The sequence below is a fragment of the uncultured Amaricoccus sp. genome (assembly GCF_937891315.1).
Classification (GTDB): Bacteria; Pseudomonadota; Alphaproteobacteria; order Rhodobacterales; family Rhodobacteraceae; genus Amaricoccus.
Map to the genome: position 1 here is coordinate 17809 of NZ_CALAGI010000105.1, position 25814 is coordinate 43622.

Below are 25814 nucleotides of genomic sequence, written 5' to 3' on the forward strand. Positions count from 1 at the left end.
GGAGCGCAAAATGTCGGTGATACCCAGCCTGACCACCAGCCAGATCGCGGCCCTTCCGACCGAAACCATCGCCGCCCTGACCACGGCGGACATGGCGGCCTTCACCACCGCGCAGATCGTCGCCCTGACCACGGCGCAGGCGGCGGCGCTGACCCGGACCCAGGTCGCGGCGCTCGGCACGGCGCAGGTCGCGGCGATGGAGACGGCGGATCTGGCGGCGCTCGGCACCGCGGTCGTCGCCGGGCTGACCACGGCGCAGATTCCGGCCCTGACCACCGCGCAGATCGCCGCGCTCTCGACCGCGCAGGTCGCCGCGCTGACGGCGGCGCAGGTCGGCAAGCTCGAGACCGCGGACGTGGCGGCCCTGACCACGGCGCAGGTCGCGGGGATGACCTCGGCCCAGCTCGCCGCGCTCAGTTCGGCGCAGGTGACCGCGCTCACCACCGCGCAGGTGGCCGCCCTCGGCACCGCCGCGCTGAAGGGCCTGACCGTCACCGCCGTGAAGGGGCTGGAGACCGCCGACATCGTCGCCCTCGGCACCGCCCAGGCCGCCGCGCTCACCACCGCGCAGGTCGCCGCGCTCGGAACCGCGCAGATCGCCGCCTTCGAGACGGCCGATCTCGCCGCGCTCGGCACCGCCGTCGTCGCCGGCCTGACCACCGCGCAGGTGCCGGCGCTGACCACGGCGCAGGTCGCCGCTCTGACCACGGCCCAGACCCGCGCGCTGTCGGTCGCCGCGATCGCCAAACTCGAAACCGCCGGCATCGCCGCGATGACCACCGATCAGGTCGTCGCGCTCACCACCGGGCAGATCGCCGCGCTGACCACAGCGCAAGTGCCTTCGCTGACCACCGCGCAGGTCGCCGCTCTGACCACGACGCAGGTCGCGGCGCTCACCGCGAGCCAGGTCGCCAAGGTCGAGACCGCCGATGTCGCCGCGCTGACCACCACGCAGGTCGCCGCGCTGAGCTCGACGCAGCTCGCGGCGCTCACCTCGGCGCAGGTCGGGGCGCTGACCACCACGCAGATCGCGGCGATCGGCACCGCGAAGATCGGCGGCCTGTCGAACATCGGCCTCGCCGGCCTCACCACCGCGCAGATCGTGGCGCTCGGCACCGACCAGGCGGCGGCGCTGTCGGCGCGGCAGGTTTCGGCGCTGACGACGGCGCAACTGGCGGCGATGGAGACGGCGGACGTCGCCGCGCTCGGCAGCGCGGCGATCGCCGCGCTGACCTCGACGCAGATTCCCGCGTTGACCACCGCGCAGGTCGCCGGCCTGACCATCGCGCAGGCGAGGGCGTTGACCGCGACCCAGATCGGCGCCATGGAATCCGCGGATATCGCGGCGCTGACCACCGCCCAGATCGCGGCCATGACTTCGGCGCAGATCGGCGCCCTCGGTTCGGCGCAGGTGACCGCGCTGACCACGGCGCAGGTCGCGGCGATCGGCACCGCGGCGCTGAAGAGCCTGACCGCGACCGGGATCAAGGGTCTGGAGACCGCGGATATCGTGGCGCTGGCCACCGATCAGGCGGCCGCCCTTACCGCGACCCAGGTCGTCGGGCTCAGCACCGCGCAGTTCGCGGCGTTCGAGACGGCGGATCTCGCCGCCATGTCGACCGCCGTCGTCGCCGGCCTGACCACCGCGCAGGTCGTGGCGCTGACCACGGCGCAGGCCGCGGCGCTGACCACCGCGCAAGTGCGCGCGCTGAGCGCCGCGGCGCTGCCGAAGGTCGAGACCGCCGATCTGGCCGCGCTGACCACGACGCAGATCGCGGCGCTGACCACGGCGCAGGTGCCGATGCTGACCACGGCGCAGGTCGCCGCGCTGACCACGGCGCAGGTCGTGGCACTCGGTACCGCCGGGATCGCCGCGCTCAGCTCGGCGCAGATCGCCGCGCTGGAGACCGCGGACGTCGCTGCGCTGACCACCGACCAGATGGTCGCGCTTTCGACCGCGCAGATCGGCGCCTTCGGCTCGGCCCAGCTCGCGGCCATGTCTCGGCCGCAGGTCGAAAATCTCGGCGTGCGCGTCTCGGGCATCGCCCCGACCGCGATCCGCGGGCTGAGCACCCAGGCCATCGTCGGCATCGCCGGCGCCAGTTGGGCCGGACTGAGCTCGGCGCAGATCGCCGGCCTGACCACCACGCAGATCCCGGCGATCGAGGTCGGCGATTTCGGCGCCATCTCGACCGCCGCGATCAAGGGCCTCACCTCGGCGCAGGTCGTCGCCTTGACCACCGACCAGGTCGTCGGCATGACCTCGGCGCAGGCCGCCGCGTTGACCACGACGGCGATCGCCGCGTTCCAGACCGTCGATATCCAGGCGCTGACCCCGACGCATACCGCCGCCTTCGGCTCGGCGCAGATCGCCGCGCTGACCACGACGCAGCTGCGGGCCGTGGATACCGGCGACCTCGGGGCGGTGACCACCGCCGCGATCAAGGGGCTGACCACCGCTCAGGCGGCCGCGCTGACCACCGACCAGGTCGCGGCCCTGACCACCGCGCAGGTGGCGGCGCTGACCGTCACGGCGCTGACCAGCCTGACGACGGCGGAGATCGTCGCGCTCTCGACCGGGCAGATCGCCGCGATGACCACCGCGCAGGTCGGGGCGCTGACCTCGGCTCAGGTCGTGGCGCTCTCGACCGCGCAGGCCGCGGCGCTGACCACGGCGCAGGTGCGGGCGCTGTCCGCCGCGACGCTGCCCAAGATGGAGACCGCCGACCTCGCCGCGCTGACCACGGCGCAGATCGCGGCTTTGACCACGTCGCAGGTGATGGCGCTGACCACCGCGCAGGTGCCGGCGCTGACCACCGCGCAGGTCGCGGCCCTGACGACCGCGCAGATCGCGGCGCTGACCGCGACGCAGGTCGCGAAGGTCGAGACCGCCGACGTGGCGGCGCTGACCACGGCGCAGGTGGCGGCGCTGACCTCCACCCAGCTCGCCGGTCTCACATCGGCGCAGGTCGGCGCGCTCTCGACCGCGCAGCTCGCGGCGATCACCACCGCGAGGATCAGCGGCCTTTCCACGGCCGGCATCGTCGGCCTCACCACCGCGCAGGTCGCGGCCTTGAGCACGGATCAGGCGGCGGCGCTCGCCGCGCGGCATGTCGCGGCGCTTGGCACCGACCAGATCGCGGCGCTGGAGACCGCCGATCTCGCGGCGCTGACCACGGCGGCGATCGCCGGCCTGACCACCGCGCAGGTGCCGGCGCTGACCACGGCGCAGGTCGCGGCGCTGACCACGGCGCAGATCCGGGCGATCTCCGCGACGAACATCGCCCGGCTCGAGACCGCGGACGTGGCGGCTCTGACCACGGCGCAGGTCGCCGCGATGACCACCGGCCAGGTCGCCGGCCTGACCTCCGGCCAGATCGTGGCGCTCACCACCGGCCAGGTGGCGGCGCTGACCACGGCGCAGATCGCGGCGATGCCGGCGACTTCGGTGGCGAAGCTCGAGACGGCGGATATCGCGGCGCTCGGAACCGGTCAGGTCGCGGCGTTCGGCAGCGCCCAGGTCGCGGCGCTGACCACCGCGCAGGTGGCGGCGATCGAGACGGCGGATCTGGCGGCGCTGACCACGGCGGCGCTGAAGGGGCTGACCACCGCGCAGGTGCCGGCGCTGACGACGGCGCAGGTCGGGGCGCTGACCACGGCGCAGGTGGCCTCGATCGCCTCGACGCTGGTCGGCAAGCTCGGCACGGCCCAGGTCGTCGCCCTGACCGCCCCGGCGATCACCGCGCTGACCACGGCGCAGATGGGGGCGCTGACCACGGCGCAGATCTCGGCGCTGACCACGACCCAGATCGCCGCGCTGGAGACGGTGGATATCAAGGCGCTGAGCACCGCCCAGGTCGCCGCCTTCACCACCAGCCAGATCGGCGCGATGAGCAGCGCGCAGGTGAACGCCCTGTTCCTCTGACCGCGACCTTCCCGCGCAGGCCCGTCCCGGGAGGCCGGGGCGGGCGTTTCGTTTCTACGCCGGTTCGCGCGCGTGATCCTGGACGACGCGATCGGCCGCCTTGCCGTGCAGTTCCTCGTAGTGGTCGAACGCCGCGTCGAAGGAACCCACCCCTTGGGTCGCCGCGCGGATGTCGTTCGCCAGATCGGCGAGGGCGCCGCCCGGGATCAGCGCCGCGAAGACCTCCCAGCCCTTGGCCTCTGGATCGGCGTCGAAGCCGAGCACCTGGCCGAGATGGGCCGAGACGATCGGCGAAATCGCCCCGGTGAAGACCGCCGGCGCGTGGATCGCCAGCTTGAAGATCGGTTGCAGCAGGACCGGCGCCGCCTCGCGCAGCGCCTCGGCGACGCAGCGGCGGCCCGCGATGCGGAATGCCATTTCCGAACTGTCGACGGGATGGTGCAGCCCGTCGCTCAACACCACCTCGACATCGACCACCGGAAAGCCGAGCGGCCCGCGTTCCATCGCGTCGCGCGCACCCTGCTCGACAGCGGGGATATAGTTGCGGGGCACCGCGCCACCCTTCACCACCTCGGAGAAGACGAAGCCGGCGCCGCGCGCACCCGGGGCGACGCTCAGCTTGACGTCGGCGAACTGTCCGGCGCCGCCGGTCTGTTTCTTGTGCCGATAGGCCTGGTCGCGCGGGCGGGCGATGGTTTCGCGATAGGCCGGCGGCGGCACGCAATCGCGGGCTTCGAGCCCGAAGATCTCCTTCAGACGCTGGCGCAGAACGCGCAGATGCAGCGGTCCCTGGATACCGACGAGCGCGGCGCCGGTCACCGGATCCTGCCCGGCGCGCAGGGCCGCGTCGGTTTCGGCCAGCGTCGCCAGCGCACCGGACAGCTTCACCCCCTCGCGCTCGGTCATCGGTTCGAGGATGCGCTGGGCCTGCGGCCGCGGCGGCCGGCGCCAAGCGGGGGCGGGGAAGGCGCCGGTCCCGGTGACGAGGAGCCCCGGCGTCAGGTGGTCCGCCTTCACCAGCGAGACGATCTCACCCTCGGCGGCGGCGTCGAAGTGGCGACCGTCGCGCGGATCGGCCGAGCCGAACTGTCCGGGTGCGCGTCCGCCGAGCGGCCGGTTGGCGGGCAGCGCCTCCAGCGCGCGGACGAGCAAGGCGCGGCCGAGATGCTTGCGATAGGCGCCGCTGAGCACGACGGCGTTCGGCGCTGTGTCGAGGCCGGCCTGCCCGCGCAGACGGTCGCGCAGCACGCCGGGGGCGGGCGCCTCATGGCGCAGCGCTTTCATCAGCCGGACGAGGCCGTTGCCATGCGCGGCCGAGCCGATCAGCGCCGGCATCGCCGCGCGACTGGTCAACACCTGGGCGCAGATCGCATAGACTTCGTCGCTCGGCGGCGTCTGGTCCTCGATCAGCTCCTCCAGCAGATGGTCGTCGAAGCTCGAAAGATGTTCGAGCAGGTCGCCCCGCGCCTCGCGTTCGCGCTCGGTGACCTCGGCCGGGATCTCGATCAGCCGCGACGGCTCGCCTTCGCGATAGGCCCAGGCGCGTTCGGAGACGAGATCGACGGCGCCGACCACGTGGCCGTCGCGGCGGATCGGCACCTGCCGCAGCACGATCGGGCGCGGGGTGTAGTCCTGCAGGGCGGCGACCACGTCGCGCAGGCGGCCGGCGGCCTCATCGACGCGATTGACGAAAATCAGCGCGGGCGTGCCGGCGCGCTCCACCAGCCGCAGGTAGGGCGCGGCGAGGACGGCGGCGGCCGGGTCCGGGGCGACACAGATCACGGCGGCGTCGGCCGCGAGCAGGGCATCGGCGGCGACCGAGAGGAATTCGATCGACCCCGGCGTGTCGATCGCCTGCCAGGCATCGCCGAGATGGGTGAAGCCCGCGATCCGAAGCTCACCCGGCGCGGCGGCGGCCGGCGGCTTGCCTTCGAGCGCGCAAATGCGATCGACCAGCGTCGATTTGCCGGTGTTCGATGCCCCGAGTATCGCGATGGCCCGCGTCATGACGTTTCCCCCTGGTTTTCCTTGTTGGGGGAAACTCTCCGACAGTTCGCAGTGAAATTCCAGCGCGGCGCGCGATCCCGACGCGCGCGGCGGTGAGGACGTTACGTGAGAAGCGCGGCCTATGTTCCCGCGATCACGTCATTATCGCCCGTCGGCGAGCGCAAGCGGCAAGGCGAATTTTCGGGAGGCGAGTGGTACCAGCGCCCCGGCTTGAACGGGGGACCTCCTGATCCACAATCAGGCGCTCTAACCAACTGAGCTACGCCGGCACTGGGGAACCGACTATATTCGCGGGGCGGCGAATGCAAGTCCCCCTTGCTCCGGCGCGGCCAGCTTCTCACTATGCGGGGTCAAACGGCTGGGAGTTGGGAATGGGCATAGACCGCGAAAGCGACGTCTCCGCGAACCTGCAGATCGGACCGACGACGCTCGGCATGGTGCGGCTCTATATCTCGACCGACACCGTTGATCTGCCGCTCGACTTCGAGCCCGAGGAGGCCGAGGAGATCGCCGAGGAACTTCGCGCCGCCGCCGCGCGCGCGCGCAAGGGTGCCCCGGAAGGCCGGAAGAAGTCGCGCTAGTCCCTTCGTTTTGTCGACAAGCAGCCGACGGGGGCTTATACTCCCGCGCCGAGACCGGGTCGGGGGTAGGGGCATGCGTCGGGCGATCCATTCCGCGATCTGGTCCGTGGCGTTCCTTGTGCTGGCGGGAGGCGCGATGGCCGGGGAGCGGCCGGCCTATGTCGCGGTCGTCATCGGCAACAACGACTATCCGGCCGCGCCGCTGCGCAACGCCGGCAACGACGCGGCGCTGGTGGCGAAGGCGCTGGCCGAGACCGGTTTCGCCGTCAGCGTGCATGTCGATGTGACTTCCGACCAGGTGCCGGCGCTTCTCGACGAAATTCGCACGCGGTTTCAGGGCGCCGAGATCGGCCTCGTCTATTACGCCGGCCATGCCTTCCAGTACAACGGCGAGAACCAGCTGCTGTCCGTCGATGTGCCGGAGATGACGGCCGAGGTGATCAATGCCAAGCGCCTGCCGCTGCGCGAGGTTCTGGCGGCCGCGGCGACGGAGGGCGGCGCCGGGGGCGGCTTGCGGCTCGTCATCCTCGACGGTTGCCGCAACGATCCCTTCTCCACCGTCGGCGCAGCCTATTCGCGCGGCCTCGCCTTCGAGGAAAGCGGCGCGGACGAGACGCTGATCGCCTATTCGACAGGCGCCGGGCAACTCGCCTTCGACGGGCCGAACAATGGCAACAGCCCCTTCGCGCTGTCGCTGGCGCGGGCGGTCGAGCGGCCGGGGGTGACGGTTTCGGATATGCTGCGCTCGATCCGGCGCGACGTGCGGCTCGCGACCGAGGCGCGGCAGATCCCCTGGGTCGTCGGCTCGATCGAGACCGACTATGTCGTGAACCGCTCCGCGGCGCCCAGTCAGCCGGTCGCCGCGATCGGGAGCGAGGTGCCGCTTGACGAAGTCGTCTGGTGGTCGATCCGCGCCGAGATCACGCCCGACGAGCTCAGCCGGTTTGTGCAGGTGTTCCCGAGCAGCCGCTACGCGCCCGAGGCCACCACGCGGCTGCGCGAGATCGAGCTGGCCGGGTCCGACGCCACGCGGGCGGTGGTGATCGACGGCGAGGCGATCCCGGCGCAGAGCGTCACGGCGGTGCTCGACCTGCGCGCGAAGCTGCCCGCCGCCGGCGGCTACGAGCCGCGGACCAGCATTCCGGCCGAGCTCTTCGACATCTGGCCGAACGCCCTGCCGGGGACGGCGGGCGGCCTTGGCGAGATCGTCACCGAATGCGATCTGATCGCCGGCGATCCGGCCGACCAGCAGCGGGTGGCGCCGGCTGTGGAATGGGGCCTCGTCAATGCGCGCCGCGCGGTCCGGGTCTGCGGCTATGCGCTGGCGAACGACCCCGGCAATGCCCGGCTGGCGTTCCAGCTCGGCCGCGCGCTCGATATCGGCGAGAACTTCCCCTGGGCGCGGTATTTCTACGGCATGGCCGCGAGCGCCGGCTATGCCGAGGCGATGACCAGCCTCGGCTACATGGCGATCGAGGGGCGGGGCGGCGAGATCGACTACGCCGCCGCCGCCGACTGGTACCACCGGGCTTCCGCGCTCGGCAACCTGCGCGCGCGAACCAATATCGGCGAGATCTATGCCAAAGGGCAGGGGGTGGAGCCGCGCCCCGAGGAGGCGATCCTGTGGTATCGGCTGGCGGCCGGCATGGGTTGGCCGAACGCGCAGAACGCGCTCGCCGACATGTATCGCCGCGGAATGGGGGTCGAGAAGGACGAGCGCGCCTCCGCCGCGCTCTACGCCCTGGCGGCGGCGAACGGTCAGCGCGAGGCGATGAGCAGCCTCGGCCGCAGCTATCTGAATGGCTGGGGTGTCGAGAAGGACCGGGCCACGGCCCGCGGCTGGTTCGAGCGGGCGATCGACGCCGGCGACCGATACTCGCCCTACTACCTCGCGCGGGATCTGGTTTCGACCGGCGAGGGCAAGACCGATCCCCAGGCGGTGCTGGACCTCCTGACGCTCTCGGCCGACCGCGGCTTTCGCGAGGCCTATCTGGAGCTTGGCAGGGTCTATTCCAACGGCGAGATCCTGCCCGCCAATCCGGCCCAGGCCTATTTCTGGGCGCGGCTGGCTGAGATCAGCGAGATCAAGGGCGCGGGGGAACTCGTCGCCGCGACGGGATCGCAACTCGACACCGGCCACAAGGCCGAGGTCGAGCGGCTGATCGAAGAGCGCAGGCAGCTGAATGGGATATGAGGCGCCCGCCGCCCAGATCTTCACTGGGCCGGCGGCGGTCCTGAGCGACTGGGACGGACGACAGCGCGCCTATCTGCGCGCCCGCGTGCTGGCGGACGGGCCGAAGGCGACCGCGCTCGCCATGATCGAAGGGCTCGTCGCCGAACTCGCGCCCGAGGCGCTCGCCGACCTGCCGGCGGCGGCGGTGGCGGCGCGTGAGCGCCTGTCGCTTGTCGCCCTGAACGCCGCCGCGCTGGTGGCGCTCCGGCGCGACGACTGGCGGGCGGCCGAGGATCTGGCCGGCGAGGTGGTGGCGCGGGATCATCATGACCTGCCAGCGCAGCGCATCGTCGACGCGGCGCGGCGGCGGTCGGCCGAGCTGACGGACGAGACCGACCTCTGGCTGCGCGACCGCTTCTGCTCGGCGCCCTTCGAGCAGATCGAGACGCGGACCAATGGCGCGGTGCATTTCTGCTGCTCCGGCTGGCAGCCGGTGCCGATCGGCGATCTCGCCTCGGGTGCCGAGGCGATGTGGAATTCGGAGAATGCGCGCGAGATCCGGCGCTCGATCCTCGACGGGGATTTCTCCCACTGCAGCCGCTGGCATTGTCTCCCCATCGCCGCCCGGCACCTGCCGCGGCGGGCGGAGGTCGCGGCGGTCGGGGGGCCGATGGCCGAGGTTGTCCGCGCGCGCGCGACGCGGCTGGCGGCGCCGCCGGCGCGGGTCATCCTGTCGCATGATCGCTCCTGCAACATCGCCTGCCCCAGTTGCCGGTCCGATGTTATCCAGCTCGACCATGCGCGCAGCCGGGAGCTCGACACACTGTTCGACACCAGCCTGCTGCCGCTCCTGACCGAAGCGCGGGCGATCAAGGTGACGGGATCGGGCGACCCGTTCGGCAGCCGACACTTCCGCTCCATCCTGCGGCGGATCCCGGTACTGGCCGGCCAGCGGCGGATCCAGCTTCATACCAACGGCCTGCTCTTCGACCAGCGCGCCTGGGTCGAGCTGGAGCTGGAGGGCAAGGTCGATTCCGTCTGGATCTCGATCGACGCGGCGCGCCCCGAGACCTACGCCGTCCTGCGGCGGGGCGGGGATTTCGCCGCGCTGCTCCGCAACCTCGACTTTCTCGGCACCCTGCGTCGTCACGACGCCTTCAACAGCCTGCGGCTCGATTTCGTGGTGCAGGCCGGGAACTACCGCGAGATGGGCGCCTTCGTCGATCTCGCGCGCCGGGTGGGGGCGGACGGGGTCTATTTCCTGCGCCTGCGCAACTGGGGGCATCTGTCGCCCGCGCGGTTCCGCGAGATCGACATCTGTGACGCGCGGCATCCCGAGCATGGCGCGCTCCGCGACATGCTGGCCGATCCGCGGCTCGGCGCCGCGAATGTGGAACTCGGCACGCTGGCGCGGCTGGCGCCCGCGCCGCTCAGCGCGCGGCCTTGACGAAATCCTCCGGCGTCTGGGCGAGAACAGCCTCGAAATCCGGCTGCCAGGCGGCGCGGATCCGGGCGATGCGACGCTCGATATAGCGCGGCCAGTCGCGACCCGGCGCGATGGCACGGGCGGCGGGGCCGGGCAGCGCCTCGAACAGCGCGCCCATTTCGACATAGCGGCGGAAGTCGAGGTCGTCGGTGACATGGACCGCCGTCTCGAAGGCGGCGAGCGTCGCGGCGAGCTTTGCGAACGCCGCCTCGTCCCAGCTCCAGTCGAGCGTCCAGACGAGGGCGACGCCGCCCGCCCGCCGCTGGTCGGACAGGAGGAGGCCGAGCCCCGGATCGGCCGGCCGGGCGCGCCGGCTGGCGGCGAGGCCGAGGCGCAGGACGGCGCGCCGGAGGATCATCACCGCCGGGCCGCCGGGGTCTGGCGCGCGACGAGGGTGGCCAGCCGGGCGGCGATCTCGGCGCCGTTCCAGTCGGACCGAACCGCGGCGCAGCCGGCGGCGAGCCCGGCGCGCCGCTCCGGATCGAGCAGCGCGCGGAGCCCCCGGTCGAGCGCGTAAGGGTCGCGCGCCGAGGCGGCGAGCGCCCAGCCCGCGAGGGCGGCGTAGCTGGCGCGCGCTTCCTGCAGGTCCATCTCCGGCGCGTCGTTCGGCGTGAAGAGGCAGGGCAGAGCGCCGGCGATGATCTCGTGAAAGCTGTTGTAGCCGGCCGCGCTGACCGCGAAATCGAAGGCGCGCTGATACTGGGCAGCGGGAAACACGGTTCGGAGGTGGTGGCGCGGATCGACCGGAGTTACCGCGCGGGGCGCGATCGGGGAAACGATCTCGACCACGTGCCGCGCCGGATCGGCGAGCAGGCGCGCGAGCGCCATCTCCCTGGCGAGCGAAGTATCGAAATTCGCGCCGGCGCCGAGCTGCAGCAAGGCGATCTCGGCGGTCTCGGGCAGGCCCAGCAGACGCCGCGCCAGCTTGCGGCCGAGGCGCTGGCGCGGCGGAATCTGCAGGATCGGCGGCAGATGGTGGACGAAGGCGTCGCCGCCGGTGTCATGGCCGGGGTCCGCCGCCTGGGCGATCTCGCCGGGGGTCATCACGAGATGGAAGCTCTCCGCGCGGGCGGTGATCGTCGGTTCGGGCTGGCGCCACATGCCCCGCCGCATCCAGATCCGCGCGACGCCCGGAAAATCGTCGAGCGCGGCGAGCAGGCCCGCGTAGGGCACGTTTCCGTCGAAGATCACGGCGGCGGGCTGGTGAAAGGCGATCGCCTCTCGCACCTCCTCGGCGAACCAGCGGTTCCAGCGTTCGGCCGAAACACCGAGTGGCGCGTGAAACGGCCGGTACTCGGTGAGAAAGCCCGCCTGCTCGGCGAATTGCGCGGCCTTGGACAGGGACAGGAATACCGTTGCGATCTCGTAGGGCTGTGCCCGCGCGATGGCGATCTGGCGCGCGATATGGCCGACGCCGACCCCGTTCGAGGTGATCGCGAGCAGCGTCTCCACCGGCGCGCGCGGGGCCGGCTCGCCCCGGCGCGGGCCGGTCCGCCGGGGCGCCGTCCCGAGCAGCGCCTGGACCCGCGCGCCATAGAGGTCGAGCCCAAACCGTTCGTGCGCGACGCGGCGCGCCAGCGCGCCTTGCGCGGCGCGCTCGGCCGGATCCGCGCGCAGGCGGGAATAGAGCGCATGCGCCTGCCCCGGCTCGGCATAGAGCGCCGCCTCGCCGAACAGCGGGGCGAAGGAGGGCGGCAGAACGGTCGGCAGCCCGCTCGCGACGGCTTCCAGCACATTGTAGCCGAAGGCCTCGATCCAGCGCGGGCCATGATAGAAGGCGTAGACGTCGAGGCTGGCCAGGAAGGCCTGGATCGCGCCATGGCCGAACGGCTGGAAGCTCCAGTTCGCCGGCCAGGGCGCGAGGATGTCGCGCAGCTTCGCATCGACGCCGCGCATGACGAAACGCAAGGCGGGATCGTAGGGATAGACGAGCGCGCGTTCCTCCGGCTCCGGCCATTTCAGCGGGTCGGGACGGCTGTGCCGGCCGATAGTCAGCGTCTCGCATCCCTGGCGTACCGGCACCGCGGGCCAGGCGTCGCAGTCAATCAGATTGGTCCAGTCGCGTTCCCAGATCGCCGCGCCATGCGCGTCCGCCGCGAGGCCGCGCCGCGCGTTCGGTCCGACCGGCAGCAGGATCGGATCGGCGCGCCAGAGATCATGGGCGAGGGCGCGCGCGGTCGCGAGATCGCATTGCGACTCGCCGGCGCCATCGCGCGCCGGTCCGTGCATGACGATGCCGAGGACGTCCGCCTCGAGCCGCGTCCGCCGCGTCGGCGGGCGGTCGAGCAGCGTCGGGTGACAGACGAGTGCCAGACGCGCCCGCGCCGGCGCGCCGGTCGGCAGGACAGGAGTCGCCGTCGCCTCGATCGCCGCGAGTACGCCGGGATGCGGCGGGCGTCGCGGCGACAGGATGGGCGACTGGACCGGGGCGACGACGGCGCGCAGGCCGGCGCGCTGGATGGCGAGAAGCTCGTTCACAAGCGCGGTGCTCGTTCCTCCGGGAAACCGGAGGTCGGCGATCAGCGCGATGTCGTAGCTGTCGGAGCGGTTCAGTACGGGCCCCCGCCACCGCCGCCGCCGCCGGACGAGGCCCCCGATGCCCCGCCGTCGGAATGCCCGCCGCCGTCGCTGGCGGTCTTGCCGAGGGTCTGGGGTGCGTCGCCGCCGTGGCTTGGCTTGAACTGCGCGCCGCAGGACGCCGTCAGGGCGGCGCCGATCGCCACGGCCATCAAGGCGCGAAGTCTTGCCATCGCGATTCTCCCCCGGCGGTAATCTGGTAGTCGCGGCCAAGTCCGGCGCTCTGCCAGTCTAGCACGATCATAGCCTTGTTAACCACATATCTTCCGCGACGACGACGCTATCGCGATGTCTTCGGTCTGGCAGTTTCCATTGGGCGGGCGCGACGCTTCGGGCTACAATCGCCCGCGCGCGCGGCGGTGGGCCGGCGCCGCGAAGCCGGAGCAGCGCCGAGGTGCCAGAGGATCGCGCGACAGTCGTCCGGACGAGCCTCCCCGAGGGCAAGCTCATCTTCACCCATCTCGACGGCTGGGACGCGGTCGCCGAGTGTTTCTGCTTCACGACCGGCTTTGCCAGCACCGATTTCGACGTCGATCCCGACAAGCTGATCGGCAAGCCGCTGTCGGTCGAGGTCGAGTCCGGCGATCCCGGTCGCTGGATCAGCGGCCTCGTCACCGATTTCCGGTTGGCGCGGATCGATGGCGAATACGCGCATTACGAGACGGTGTTGCGGCCCTGGCTCTGGCTGCTCGGCCAGTCGACGGATTGCCGCGTGTTCCAGGCGCTGAGCGTGGTGGAGATCATCGAGCAGATCTTCGGCGAATATCCGGCCGCGAAGTTCGAGAAGCGGCTTCAGGGCACCTATGCCGCGCGCGAATATTGCGTCCAGTACGACGAGAGCGATCTCGACTTCGTCCAGCGGCTGATGGAGCACGAGGGGATCGGCTATTTCTTCGAATATGACGACGGCGTCCATACGCTGGTGTTGTTCGACGCCATGGCCAAGCTGAAGGCCGCCAAGGGCTATGCGACGGTGCCCTTTCATTTCGAGGGGCAGGCGGCGCGGCGGGATCGCGACTATCTCTCGGAATGGGAGCCGACGAGCCGGTTGACCCCCGGCGCCTATACCCACACCGACTATGATTTCGAGAAGCCGGCCGCCGATCTGATGGCCCGATCGAGCCAGCCCTTCGGCCATGACGAGGCGGATCACGAGGTCTATCGCCACCCCGGCGCGCATCTTGAGCTTGGTCGCGGCGACGCCGTGGCTGCGATCCGGCGCGAGGAGCTGCAGGCGGTGCACCGGCGGGTCCGGGCGGCGGGGACGGTGCGCGGGCTCGCCTCGGGCCATGTCTTCAAGCTGGAGAATTTCCCGCGCGAGGATCAGAACGCGGAGCATCTGGTGCTGCGCGCGCGCTACCGTCTGCGCGACCCCGGGTTCCGGACGGGCCTCGCGCCCGAGGGCGAGATCTTTCACCTCGAGATCGCGGCGGCGCCGACCGCGCTGGCCTATCGCCCGCCGCGCACGACGCCGCGGGTGGTGATGCGCGGACCGCAGACCGCGACCGTGGTCGGGCCGGGCGGCGAGGAGATCTTCACCGACGAATATGCCCGGGTGAAGGTGCAGTTCCACTGGGACCGGCTGGGCAAGCGGGACGAGAACAGCTCCTGCTTCGTGCGGGTGTCGCAGAGCTGGGCCGGCGCCGGCTGGGGCTTCATCCAGATCCCCCGGATCGGCCAGGAGGTGGTCGTCGATTTCCTCGACGGCGATCCCGACCGGCCGCTGATCACCGGGCGGGTCTATAATGCGAGCGAGATGCCGCCCTACGGCCTGCCGGGCAATGCGACGCAATCGGGGTGGAAATCGAACTCGAGCCCCGGCGGCGGCGGCTACAACGAGTTCATGTTCGAGGACAAGGCGGGATCCGAGCTGGTGAACTTCCAGGCGCAGAAGGACCATGCGCTGCTGGTGAAGAACGACCGCTCGAAGCTGGTCCAGCATGACCAGTCCGACCGGATCGACAACAACGCCAAGCATTCCGTCGGCGTCAATCTCGACGAGGATGTAGGGAACAACAAGACGACCAAGGTCGGCGTCGATCGCACGGTCGATATCGGCTCGAACGACACCGAGACGGTTGGCAAGAACCGGTCGCTGACGGTGGGGGTCGACGAGACGATCGGCATCGGCTCGAACTCGACCGAGACGATCGGCATGAACCATACCCAGACGGTCGGGATCGCCCAGACGATCACCGTCGGCGCGATGCGCACCGACACAGTCGGGGCGGTCGAGACCCGCTCGGTCGGGGCCTCGCAGAGCAACACGATCGGCGCCTCGCGCTCCGTCTCTGTCGGGACCACGCAGTCGCACAGCGTCGGCGCGGCCGACAGCTGGGAGATCGGCGCCGGGCAGACGGTGCAGATCGCGGCGGACCAAGGCGTGAAGATCGGCGGCGCCCAGAGCTCGGAGATCGGCAAGGGTCGGGCGACCAAGGTCGCCGAGGACGACGTCGGCGAGATCGCCGGCGCGCGACAGCTCAAGATCGGCAAGGGCAGCATGGTCGATATCGCCGAGGATGGCACGATCCATGTCGGCAAGGCCTTGCTGCTCGACGCCGGGGACTCGATCGTGCTGAAATGCGGTTCGGCCGCGATCGCGATGAAGAAGGACGGCACGATCTCGATCGAGGGCAAGGACATCACGATCAACGGCTCAGGCAAGATCACGTTGAAGGCGTCGAGCGAGGTCACGATCAAGGGTTCCAAGATCAACCAGAACTGACGATTTCGGGGGATGCGATGGACGGGGCGCCAGTACGGATCGACGGGGTGATGATCGGGCTTCTCGCGGGGTTCGAGGACGGGCGGCCGCTCGTCTCCTTCGGCGGCGAGGCCCTGCCCGCGCGCAGCCTCGCGGCGCTCGACGCCGCGATGATCGGGGTCGAGGTGGCGGTCCTGTTCGAGGAGGGCGACCCGACCCGCGCGCTGATCGTCGGCCGGCTGATGGAGGCGGGTCCGGTAGTGGTCCGCGACGGCGCGCGGGTGCGGGTGACCGCCGGGGAACGCATCGAGCTTCGCGTCGGCAAGGCCTCGATCGTGCTGGAAAAGGATGGCCGGATCACCATCCGCGGCAGCTATGTGACGAGCCATGCCAGCGCGACCAATCGCGTCCGAGGCGGCTCGGTGCATCTGAACTGAATCCCGCGGACGGCGTGGGCCAGATGGCGCGGGCGCCGATCCTCCCCGAGATCGTCCGGCAGCACGCGGAAATGGCTGCGTTCCTCTGGACGGTCTATGACCGCGCGCTGCTGTTTCCCGAGGAAAATCCGGAGATGGACGCGGACCGGCTCGCGCGGCTGGTGGAGCGGCTGGAGGCACATCTCGACGGCCTGCGGGTGGCCGGGCCGGAGGGGCTGCGGATCTCGGAGGAAAGGTTCGCCGAATATCCGGAGGCGGGGGAACTATTCGTGACGCGAATGCTGGTCGTGGGCGCGCCCGAACGCGTCGCCGCGCTGGACCTCGCCAAGGTCCGCGCCTATCTGGCCGCGCATCTGCCGTGAGGCGGATCCGCGTCGGGTCTTTGCTATTGATGTCAGATCAGTCGGAAGGCGCCGTCGTAGATCAGGCGCAGGGATGACCAACCGGTGTCGTGGCCGAAGCGCCAGGCGCGATCGGTGCCGACGCAATAGAGGTAGCGTCCATCGGTGCGGAGATCGAAGGCGAAGCCGGTGTCGAAGAACGGCTCCAGCACCGCGCCGCGCTGGATATAGACCTGCGTCTCATCCCCCCAGTACCAGTCGCCAGCGTAGCCGCGCACGGTGAAGAAGGTGGTCGTCGGCGCGGCGATCTCGATCAACTCGACCTCCCCACGAATTTCGAGGCAGACGCCATTCGATCCGGCGAGGCGCACCGTGCCGTCCGGGGCGACGTCGAGCCCGCGGAGCTGATCATGGCGGCCGAGGTCGATCACCCGCCAGAGATTGTTCTCCAGTCGCTGCAGATGACCGCGGTCGCCACAGGTATAGACAAGGCGCGGTCCAGCGCCGTGCGCGTCGAAGAACTGCGTCGTGCTGGCCGGCGGGATCGGCAGCCAGGCGCCCTCGTAGCGATAGGCGAGGCCGTTCCGGCCAACCAGCAGCGGCTGGGTCCCGTCGCCGCCCCAGACCCGGCGCATGCTCTCTTCGGCGACCTTTTCGCGGTTCCAGATCCGGTTCCGATAGTGCCAGACGCGGGTCGTCGCCTCGAGCGCGAACAGCTCCTCGCGCGCCGGGCAGGTCAGCGACATCAGCCATTCCTGGGTCTTCAGGATCCGTTCCACGCTCTCGGGCGCGAAGTCCCGGGCGGTGAAGACGAGGGAAAGCGTCCGCTCGTAGGCGGGATCGCTGAGCATGAAGAGGATGGCGCAGAGATCGCCGCCCATCGGCGCGATCTGCACACATTCGAAGGCGGTCTCCGGGTCGCGGGCCAGATCGGCGTCGAGATGGTCCGGTGTCAACATGTGGCGGCCTCAGGGACAGGACTTTCCGGAAGATCCATAGTTGTCCTTCCTGCTCGCAATGGTGTCGGGGAATTTGCCTTCGCGGACGCCCCTGTTGAACGCCGCCGCGCAGGCGCCCTGTTCCGTAGCCCAGCCGCAGCCGGCCACCGCGGGCGGTCCGGCGCCGCCCTTGCACCGTTTCTTCTTCTTCACTTCCTCCTCGGTCTTGTTCATGCTCGTGGTGAGATACTCCATATTGGCGGCCCTGAGGCATTCGGTGCGAAGCGCTTCCGACGCTTCGGAGGCGGACGTATTGTCGACGCTGCTCTTCACACAGGTGTCTGTGAAATCGCCGAGCGTGCCGTCCGGGTTGTTGGTGGTCCAGTTGCGCGCATCCGCGCTCTTGTAATAGTGCGGCGTCCCGATTTTCTTGCCGGCGGCGTCCGCGCCCAACGTGGCATCGGGACGAGCTTCGCCGGCCGAGGTTTTCGATCGCTTGACCGTCTCGCCCTCCATTTCGTCCGACTCAACCCATTTCGCCTTCATGCAGATGCAGGGCGCCTTGTCGACGTCGTAACTCTTGCAGCAATTGAGCGTGTGGCCACGCATGCCGGCGACCGAGAAGAACTGCACCTCGACGGTATGCTCCTTTTCGTAGCCGTCGGGGCAGTCGAGTTTGTCATAGGGCTTGATGTTGAGTTGGGCGCATGTGGTGATCGGCACGTTCACCCCAGCGGCATGCAACCAAGGCGGCGAATTGCCGGTGGGAGATGCGTGATTGTTGGTGGCGAGATCGGTCATGCGGATGACCGGTTCACCGTCGAACTTCACGTCACCCGACCAGGAGTTGAAATATTCCTTACCGGTGTTCTTGGAGGTGATGAGGCCCTTCTTCGCCGCGCAGCCGGCTTCCGTGCCGCTGGTCTTGGAGAGATAGGATTGGTTCTTGATATTGACCGTCTTGCCGCCGATCTTGACCGTTCCGGTGCCCTTGTCCGTATCGCCGGCCATGCCGAAGCTCGGATAGGGAACCGGGACGCCGGGCGGGGTGGCGGGATTCTCCGGGGGCGTGAAACAGACATCCGGGAAGGCGGCGATGGTCTTGGCATTGACCGCGCCGCCCGAGACTTCGAGCCCGTTGGCGAAGACGCCGGACATCAGGCCGCCCTCGCGCCGAGGAGGGCGGCCGCGCAGGCGCCCGAGTCGCTTGATGCCTCGACCAGTACGGGGTCGCCCGCGGCGTAGCGCTTGCGCGCCGCGGTCCAGGCCATGCCGATCATCAGCGGTCCGACCGCCGCGCCGACATTGCCGAGCGATTCCGCCGGGCTCCAGAGGTCCTGGAAATCGTGTCGGCCGCGCAGCAACCTCAACGAGGCGAGCGCGGCCTGCTTGAACCAATATTGCTCGCCGACGAGATCGGAGACCCGGTAGCCGAGGCGGTTCATTTCGATCCCCGCCTCGCCCAAGGCGGCGCGATAGGCCGCCGTCATGCCGTCGCCGCGCAAGGGGCGGTCCTCGGCGTTGTAGATCGGCGCCGGCTCCCGCGCGAGGCCGAGGCCGCGCAGGGTGAGGTTTCCGGTCCCCGGCGGCGCGCAAAGGATGGCGGCGGCGGCCTCGCCCGGGATGAAGCCGTTCGGATTTTCGGGTGTCAGCAGGCGTTTCGCAGCGAGAAAATGCGCGATGGCGAGGGTGCCGAGATAGCTGTCGACGCCGGCGATCATCACATAGGCCGCCTCGCCGGCGGCGAGCATCCGGCGCGCCTGGTCGAGCGCGACATGCCCGGAGGGTCGTCCATGGGCGACGAGGCGCGTGTGGTGCCGCGGCTGGATCTCGAGGATCCGGGCGATGGTGGCGGCGAGGGCGGCGGCGTCGCGCACGAGGCGCCCCGGCCGCTCCTCCTCGGCGAGGCAGAGGATGAGGGCGGCGTTGTCGCGCGCCGGCGGATGGTGGTCGAAGGCCTCGGCGATGGCGCCGGCGGCGAGATGCGCGAGACGCCGCTCGCCGATCCATTTGCGCGGCAGCGGCACCGGCGCCCCGACGAGCCACGCGTCGTTCGAGCCGATAAGGCGGGTTTCGGTGAACCCATCGAGCCGCGCCCGCATCGCCGCGCAGGACGAGGGCGCGTCGAGGCCGACCGCGGTGACCATGCCGACGCCGATGATGTCGAGCTGGCCCGTCATGCGTCCTCCGGCAAACCGGCGGCGCGGATATAGTCTCGCCCCGCGGCGCGCGCGCGGAGCATGGCGGGGGTCGGCGGGCCGACCCAGGCTTCGGAGAAATCAAGGATGGTGCGGTGGATACGCTGCGAGAGCCGCCAGACCAGCGAGAAGCGCCGGCGTTCGCAGTCGAGCAGCAGGGTGTCGGGCAGGCGATAGCTCTCGTGGACCTTGGTCACGCCCTTGAACAGCGTCATGGGCAGCGCGGTGTCGGGCAGGCGGAATTCCTCGCGACCACGCGGGGTGAGGTTCACCAGCATCACCGGATCGCCGGTCCGGGGTGGGTCGGTCCACTGGTCCGGCGGCGCCATCTGATAATAGCGATCGTCGAAGTCGGGCGGCAGGAAGGGGAAGACATTGTCGATCCAGTTCTGGTCGTAGGTGCCGCCGTACTCGATCCGGCCGGGCCAGCCGCGACCCATGGGACCGAAGCTCATGGGGGCATATTCGCCGAAGGGCGAGGTCACCTCCTCGCCGACGGCCTGGGTATTCGGCAGGCGCAAGCCGGGGATCCGGCTCTGGTTCCGGGTGCGCGACCAGCCGGTTCCGACCGGGTTGCGGGCATAGCTCGCAGGGAGCGGGTCGTCGGGATCGAGCCGGTCGGTGCCACCGAAGGCCGTGTCATAGGAGAAGGGCTGGCGCAGGAAGGGCATCGGCGCGGTCGCGGCGAACAGCGGCCCGCGCGCCCGCCATTCGCGCGCGCCGAGCACGTCGAAGGTCTTGGACCAGGCGCCGACCTTGACGCCGACACGGACGCGCTCGACCGGCCGCCCGGCGGGCGCATAGGCCGCTGCGTTGGCGACGATGTCGCAGCGCGGCTTGCGGAAGGCGAAGTCGGTCTCCCAGAGCGTGGCGGAATAGCCCGGCGCGCCGGTCGCGACATCGGCCATGACGAGCGGCGTCTGCTCGGCGGAGAGCCGCGGCCGGTGGTCCGGCGCCTCCGGAAAGTCGTAGGTCGCCTTGACCACGAGCAGCAGATATTCCCGCGCCTCCTTGTCCATCGCCATGGTGAATTCGTGCGGAAAGCCGGTCTGGTTCCAGACCTGCATCAGGCGGCCCCGAGCAGGCGGTCGAGGATGACCGCCGGGGCATCCGGATCGGCGCGCAGGGGCACCGACCCGGTCCAGAGCAGGAGCGGCGGCGGATCGCCGAGCCCGGCGACACGATCGGCGGCGCCTGGACAGGTGGCGAGGCGGGCCTCGAGCGCGTCCGGGGTGAGGCACTCGGCGAGGGCGGCGGCGGCGATCGCTTCCAGCATGGCGTACCAGGCCGGCGCGGCGGGGGTGTCGGCCCGGGCGGCGAGGGTGAGCGGGTAGCGGCGCCCGGCGCGGTCGGTGGAGGGGAGGACGACGCCGGTGAGGGGCCCGGGCGACCCGAGGAAGAAACGGAGCGCGCGGTCGAGCCGGGCGACGAGGTGGCGCGACACCCAGCCGTCCCAGAACCGGACGAAGGCGGCGGGCAGGCCGCGGGTCACGAAGTCGCCGGTGCTCGGCAGCTTGCCGAAGAAGCCGGGCGGGGTCGGATCCGGATCGGGCATCAGATGCGGGTGGGGCATGAGAATTTGGCGAACATCGAGAGATCGAAGGGATTGTCGACGCTGGCGGCGCGCAGCTCGAAATCGGCATAGTGACCCTTGGCGGAGAGGCGCAGCTTGAAGACCTCGGGCAGGCCGGTGGCGCCGAGCCGCCCGGATTTCAGCATGCGCAGCCAGGCCCAGTCGCCGGTCTCGCTGATCATGACATCGGGCGAGGCGTCGATCGGGCGGAACGCGAGGGTAATGACCCCGGTATGGTCCTTGCCGGGCCAGCTCATCGGCTGCGGCCGGGTGAGGTTGTTGCTGTAGCTGAGCGCCTGACCATCGAGATTGAGCGAGACGCTGGCGGCGGTCGGCGACAGATCCTTCGCCTCGAGCGTGAAGTTCATGCTCGGGCCGGCGCCGCCGGGAAACAGGCCGTCCCGGATGTGGCGGGCCTGTTCGAAGGCGGCGAGGCTGGCCGGATCGAGCCCGAAGTCGGCGCGCCAGCGCCAGGGGCGGGCGGCGGTATCGACATAGCCGACGAGATGGTTGTTGGTGAAGGCGTCGATCAGCCCGCCCGGGCCGAACAGCCGGGCGAAGTCGGCGGTATTGACGTCGATGCGCGACGCCTGGTCGAAGGGATAGCGCCCGGTCAGCGCCGCCTGACAGAAGGGCATGACATCGGCGCGCCAGATGGCGTTCAGATCGGAGATCACCGCCTCCTCGGTCAGGCCGATCGTGTCGCCGGCGATGCCGGACAGCCATTCGTTCAGCGGGTCGGGCAGGATCGCCGCCTGGTTCGCCACCGCGCCGGTCAGTTCGGCGAGCCCGCCCTGCTGCTTGATCGCATCCTCGGGATTCGGACTGGCGGCGACGGTCTGCAGCACGTTCGCGAGCTGGGTGAGGGCGGCCACGGTGTCATCGAGCGCGGGCGGCGCGCCATCGACCTCGACCACCGCCGCGCGGATCGGCTTGAAATGGTCCGAGACCGGCTGGCCGGAAGTATCGACGTCCGACGTCGCGCCGGCGGCGGGGATCAGTTTCGCGCCCTTCTTCGCCAGCTTGCCGATCTTGCCGAGCTTGGCGAGCAGCTTCGAGGCGCCGGCGGGCGCGGCCGCCGGTTCGCCGCCTTCTTCCGGGCGGGCGAGATCGGTCTCGGCGACGACGGCGGTCAGGAGGCGCTTCAGCGCGGAATCGGCGCTGGAGAGATCCTTCAGATTCTCGCCCGCCGTGCGCAGATCGGTCAGCGGCGCGAGGCTGACGTCACGGAGGAACCCGTCCCACTGCGCGATATAGTCCTCGTAATAGAGCTTCAGCATGTCCGAGGACAGGCTGGCGACCGAAGTCTCCGCGCTCTCGGCGCAACCGCCGGCGAAGACCGACCGGTCGAGGGCGGCCTGAGCGGCGACATCTTCCAGCCGGTCGAGGATCACCTTGTGAAAACCGTCGTAGGTGAAGGCGCCGTCGATCCCGACCCGCAGCGTCTTGTCCGAGCGCCGGGTCAGCACCTTCGCGGCGTTGGGACCGGCGAAGCTCAGCGGCACCCAGTCGGGCAGGGCGACGACCGCCGGATCCGACATCAGCGCGTTATAGGCGCGGACCGGCAGCGGGATCGCGCAGATGCCGGCGAGCGCCGCGTTGACCAGCGCGTCGTCGGGCGGAACGTAGCTGTCGTCCACCGCCATGCGCTCGATCGCGGCCACCTGATGCTCCGCCGCGCCCTCGGTCGGGAAGGGCGGCGTCGGGGCGTGCTCGGGCAGGGTCGTCTGCCACCACTCGGCGACGAAATCGGGGTCCATCTGCGCGAGGCCGGTCATCATGCGATAGGTCTTGAGCGCGCCGAGCAGGAATTCCGGGTCGCGAATCTGGCGCCACATGGTGGCTTCGAGCAGGGCGACCATCCGCGGCTCGAGGATATTGCGCAGCGATCGGTCGTAAGCCGCCTGATCGGCGCGGGTGATCTCGGACGCGGCGGACGGGCCAATCAGGCTGGCGGCGCCGGTCGGCAAGGGCGCGCGGGCATTGGCGACCCCGGTCACCGCGTCGAGAGCCAGATCGAGATCCAGCGGGTCGAGCGGCGCCTGCCGCGCGGCGATCGGGGCGAGCGTGGTCCGCAACTGTTCGAACTGATCCGCCTGGGCGGCGATAGCACCCCGGTAGGTGAGATAGGACATGGTGAACAGGAGGCCGGACAGCACCACGACCGCCGCGCAGGCGACGGCGGCGCCGCGCCGGATCCAGACGCGCCGCTCCTCCGCCGCCGCGTCGAGCGTGCCGAGGCCGGCCTCCTTGAAGACCACCTCGGTCAGCAGCCGGCGCAGGAAGAAGCTGCGCTTCTCGACGCGCGCCGGCGCCGACCGGGGCGCGGCGGGCAGGCCGAAGGCCGAGGCGAGCGCCGCCGTCAACCGGTCGATCGGCGTGCCCTCCTGCGTGGCGGAGGTGAGATAGACCCCGCGCAGCCAGGCGCTTTCCTCGTAGCGGCTCTCGCCGAAGACCGTGTCGACGAGGAGGCGCAAGGGCTCTGCCAGGCTTGCCACCTGGGCGGGGAAGCGGAAGACCTGCGCGCGCGCCTCCAGCCGCTCCTCGGCCTCAAGCCGCGGCACCATCCGGGTTTCGAGCTGGGTGGTCAGCAGGCCGAGCTCGCGGGCGGCCTCGGGTCCGTCCACGCGCACCCCCGCGGCGAAGGTGGCGCCCCAGACCTGTTCGCGATCGGCGGTGGAGAGATCGGTGAAGAACGGCTCGAACCCGAGGATGAGGTCGGCCTTGGTCAGCATCAGATAGACCGGCAGGCGAATTTCCAGCCGCTCCTGCAACTCGGTCAGCCGCTTGCGGATCTGCCGGCCATGGGCGCGGATCGCGGCGTCACCTTCGGACAGGCTGTCGACCGACAGGGCGACGATTACGCCGTTGAGCGCGCGCCGGCCCCGATGCTTCTTCAGGAGGTCGAGAAAGCCGAGCCATTCGGCGGCGTCGACCTCCGCCTGGCTTTCCTGCTGGGTATAGCGGCCCGCGGTATCGATCAGCACCGCGTCCTCGGTGAAGAACCAGTCGCAGTTCCGGGTGCCGCCGACCCCCTTCAGATCGTCGGTCAGATCGAGCGGAAAGCCGAGGCCGGACTGGCGCAGCGCGGTGGTCTTGCCGGTCGCGGGCGGTCCGATGATGACGTACCACGGCATCTCGCGCAGGAAGCGCTTGCCGCCGAGCTTGCGGCGCCGGAGCTCGCCCAGAACCTGCTGGAACTTCGCATTGATCGCCGCGACGCCTTCCTCGCCGGGGCTGAGCGGCTTCTCGGCCGGGGCGGCGAGTTCGGAGACGAAGAGACGGTTGGCCCGGATCGCCCGGCGCTGGCGCAGGATCAGCCAGACGAGCCAGACGATGATCAGCGCCGCGATGAGCCCGAGCCGCGCGATCTCGGAAGCGAGCGGCGCGCTGTCGCCGACCGCGATGATCGGGCCGAAGGTCCAGATCAGGAACGACAAAAGGACGAGGCCGATCAGCGTCCAGAGCCAGCGCGAGGTGAGGATTGCCCAGAGCGCGCGCAGGACCGCCATCAGAGGCGCTTCTCGACGAGGATTTCGACGCGGCGGTTCAGCGCCCGGCCCTCGCGGCCGTCGTTCGGCGCGACGGGCTCGGTGGCGGCGCGACCCTCCGCCCGCAGCCGGTCGGCGGGGACGCCGTTCGCGGCGAGGATGCGGGCGATGGTCGCGGCCCGCGCCTCGGACAGCCGCTGGTTCGAGCTGAGCGGGTTGCTGGTCTGTAGCGGCACGCTGTCGGTATGGCCGACGACGGTGACATCGCCGATCACGTCGAGATTGGCGGCGATCACCTGGCCGATCGCCACGATCAGCGGCTCGAACCCGTCGGTCAGCGTGGCGCGGGCCGACTGGAACAGCTCAGGATCCGGCCATTGCAGGACGAGCGTGGCGAGCGAGACGCTCTCGCGGCCCTTCAGGGCCGGCAGCAGGCCGGGCGGCGCCGCGCCCTGGAACAGCGGCAGCAGGGCGAAATCGGCGCTTTCGACCGGGGTGGCGGGGACGGCGGCGGCCTCGGTCCGGTCGGGACGATAGATCTCGGCGCGCTCGGGCGGCGGCAGGGCGCGGACGAGGGTGAAGAGATTGTCCGACTGCTCGCCGAGCCGCAGCGAGAGCCAGGTGTAGACCGCGGCGGCAAGCACCAGCGCGGCGGTGGCCATCACCCAGACCGGCACCGCGAAGCGGCGCGGCGTGTCGGGGGCGAGCACGCCCTGCCAGTTCGGCGACAGCGGCTCGGTCTCGGCGCCCGGCGCGCGCAGGAAGCGCGCGGCGGCGGCGCGGACGGCGGCGATCGACTGGTCGCCGGCGCGGCCCGGTACGCGATACTTGCCGCGAAAGCCGAGCGCGAGGCAGAGGTAATGCAGTTCAAGCAGTTGCGGGTCGCGGTTCGGATTGCGCTCCAGTTCCTCCAGTCGGGCGAAGAAGCGGGCGCCGGCGTCGACATCACCCGAGAGCGCGACGACGAGCGGCTGGCGCGGCCAGGCGCTGGCGCCCCCCCACGGCGTATTGAGCGCGAGATCGTCGAGGAGCGCCGCCACCGCCCAGGCCGCCGCGTCGGCGCGGGCGAGCGGCGCGCCCGCCGTGACGGCGGCGTCCCGCGCGGTGGTCAGCTCGCCGAGCAGTCGCGCCCGCAGCGCCTCGGGATCGCCGGGCGCGACCGCGTCCTCAAGCTCGGGCGCGAATTCGAGCAGGCTCGCGAAGGCGTTGAGCAGCGGGTTGGCACTGGCCCGGGTTGGCCGCGCGACACCGGCGAGTTGCGGGGCCGGCGCATAGCCCGACGCTTGCGCCGGCGCGGGCCGCACCCGGGTGCGTCCGGGCTCCGCCGACACACCGAAGCCGCTGTCCGCGGAGAGGCCGAAGGGATCGTCCTTCACCATCGCG

The 25814-nt window shown here is 70.7% G+C and carries 18 protein-coding genes and 1 tRNA gene; 7 read left to right on the forward strand and 12 right to left on the reverse strand.

Translation table 11 applies throughout. From position 1 onward, the window contains the following. The first annotated feature begins 10 nt into the window (after nt 1-10). Complete coding sequence (locus Q0480_RS09780; RefSeq protein ID WP_299132461.1) at nt 11-3925, forward strand: heme utilization protein; 3915 nt, start codon at nt 11-13, stop codon at nt 3923-3925. A 54-nt stretch (nt 3926-3979) separates the two neighbouring features. On the opposite strand, the gene Q0480_RS09785 is transcribed toward Q0480_RS09780, so the two are convergent. After that, nucleotides 3980-5932: an elongation factor G gene (locus Q0480_RS09785; RefSeq protein WP_299132464.1), complete on the reverse strand. Its 1953-nt coding sequence runs from the start codon at nt 5930-5932 to the stop codon at nt 3980-3982. A 192-nt stretch (nt 5933-6124) separates the two neighbouring features. Further along, nucleotides 6125-6201, reverse strand: a tRNA-His gene (locus Q0480_RS09790). A 102-nt stretch (nt 6202-6303) separates the two neighbouring features. On the opposite strand from Q0480_RS09790, the gene Q0480_RS09795 reads away from it, so the two are divergent. The 3 genes from Q0480_RS09795 (at nt 6304) to Q0480_RS09805 (ending at nt 10133) form a co-directional block, all read left to right on the forward strand. Next, nucleotides 6304-6513, forward strand: a complete 210-nt coding sequence (locus Q0480_RS09795) for a DUF6324 family protein (protein ID WP_299132466.1) — start codon at nt 6304-6306, stop codon at nt 6511-6513. A 73-nt stretch (nt 6514-6586) separates the two neighbouring features. Then, nucleotides 6587-8707, forward strand: a complete 2121-nt coding sequence (locus Q0480_RS09800) for a caspase family protein (RefSeq protein ID WP_299132469.1) — start codon at nt 6587-6589, stop codon at nt 8705-8707. Continuing rightward, entirely contained in the window at nt 8697-10133 is a 1437-nt protein-coding gene (locus tag Q0480_RS09805) for a radical SAM/SPASM domain-containing protein (protein WP_299132471.1), read from the forward strand. The genes Q0480_RS09800 and Q0480_RS09805 overlap by 11 nt, the downstream gene beginning before the upstream one ends. On the opposite strand, the gene Q0480_RS09810 is transcribed toward Q0480_RS09805, so the two are convergent. The 3 genes from Q0480_RS09810 to Q0480_RS09820 all read right to left on the reverse strand — a co-directional run bounded on the left by Q0480_RS09810 (nt 10117) and on the right by Q0480_RS09820 (nt 12922). After that, nucleotides 10117-10530: a hypothetical protein gene (locus Q0480_RS09810; RefSeq protein WP_299132474.1), complete on the reverse strand. Its 414-nt coding sequence runs from the start codon at nt 10528-10530 to the stop codon at nt 10117-10119. The two genes, Q0480_RS09805 and Q0480_RS09810, sit on opposite strands and share 17 nt — an antisense overlap. Next, entirely contained in the window at nt 10530-12650 is a 2121-nt protein-coding gene (locus Q0480_RS09815) for a hypothetical protein (RefSeq protein WP_299132477.1), read from the reverse strand. The genes Q0480_RS09810 and Q0480_RS09815 overlap by 1 nt, the downstream gene beginning before the upstream one ends. A gap of 71 nt (nt 12651-12721) precedes the next feature. Beyond that, nucleotides 12722-12922, reverse strand: coding sequence for a hypothetical protein (locus Q0480_RS09820; protein ID WP_299132479.1), 201 nt, complete (start codon nt 12920-12922; stop codon nt 12722-12724). 221 nt (nt 12923-13143) lie between these two features. Between Q0480_RS09820 and tssI the strand changes: the two genes are divergently transcribed. The 3 genes from tssI to Q0480_RS09835 are packed head-to-tail and all read left to right on the forward strand — an operon-like array spanning nt 13144 to nt 16252. Then, nucleotides 13144-15474, forward strand: coding sequence for a type VI secretion system Vgr family protein (tssI, locus tag Q0480_RS09825; RefSeq protein WP_299132480.1), 2331 nt, complete (start codon nt 13144-13146; stop codon nt 15472-15474). Between the two features lie 17 nt (nt 15475-15491). Next, nucleotides 15492-15890, forward strand: a complete 399-nt coding sequence (locus Q0480_RS09830) for a DUF6484 domain-containing protein (RefSeq protein ID WP_299132481.1) — start codon at nt 15492-15494, stop codon at nt 15888-15890. Nucleotides 15891-15913: 23 nt separating this feature from the next. Beyond that, a complete protein-coding gene (locus Q0480_RS09835) occupies nt 15914-16252 on the forward strand; it encodes a hypothetical protein (protein ID WP_299132525.1) in 339 nt (112 codons plus the stop codon). 32 nt (nt 16253-16284) lie between these two features. Here Q0480_RS09835 and Q0480_RS09840 read toward each other — a convergent pair whose 3' ends face one another. From Q0480_RS09840 to icmH, 7 genes are read right to left on the reverse strand one after another with little or no spacing between them, the layout of a single operon-like run. Next, nucleotides 16285-17190 carry a hypothetical protein gene (locus Q0480_RS09840; protein WP_299132482.1) on the reverse strand — a complete coding sequence of 302 codons (906 nt, stop codon included), beginning with the start codon at nt 17188-17190 and terminating at the stop codon, nt 16285-16287. Between the two features lie 9 nt (nt 17191-17199). Beyond that, nucleotides 17200-18327, reverse strand: coding sequence for a DUF4150 domain-containing protein (locus Q0480_RS09845; protein ID WP_299132484.1), 1128 nt, complete (start codon nt 18325-18327; stop codon nt 17200-17202). After that, nucleotides 18327-19349, reverse strand: coding sequence for a beta-ketoacyl synthase N-terminal-like domain-containing protein (locus Q0480_RS09850; protein WP_299132485.1), 1023 nt, complete (start codon nt 19347-19349; stop codon nt 18327-18329). The genes Q0480_RS09845 and Q0480_RS09850 overlap by 1 nt, the downstream gene beginning before the upstream one ends. Beyond that, a complete protein-coding gene (locus Q0480_RS09855) occupies nt 19346-20434 on the reverse strand; it encodes a DUF2169 domain-containing protein (protein WP_299132487.1) in 1089 nt (362 codons plus the stop codon). The genes Q0480_RS09850 and Q0480_RS09855 overlap by 4 nt, the downstream gene beginning before the upstream one ends. Continuing rightward, complete coding sequence (tagF, locus tag Q0480_RS09860) at nt 20434-20940, reverse strand: type VI secretion system-associated protein TagF (RefSeq protein ID WP_299132489.1); 507 nt, start codon at nt 20938-20940, stop codon at nt 20434-20436. Before tagF ends, Q0480_RS09855 begins: the two co-directional genes overlap by 1 nt. Continuing rightward, nucleotides 20922-24452, reverse strand: a complete 3531-nt coding sequence (gene tssM / locus Q0480_RS09865) for a type VI secretion system membrane subunit TssM (protein WP_299132491.1) — start codon at nt 24450-24452, stop codon at nt 20922-20924. Before tssM ends, tagF begins: the two co-directional genes overlap by 19 nt. Further along, nucleotides 24452-25810, reverse strand: a complete 1359-nt coding sequence (icmH, locus tag Q0480_RS09870; RefSeq protein ID WP_299132492.1) for a type IVB secretion system protein IcmH/DotU — start codon at nt 25808-25810, stop codon at nt 24452-24454. Before icmH ends, tssM begins: the two co-directional genes overlap by 1 nt. Nucleotides 25811-25814 lie beyond the last annotated feature (4 nt).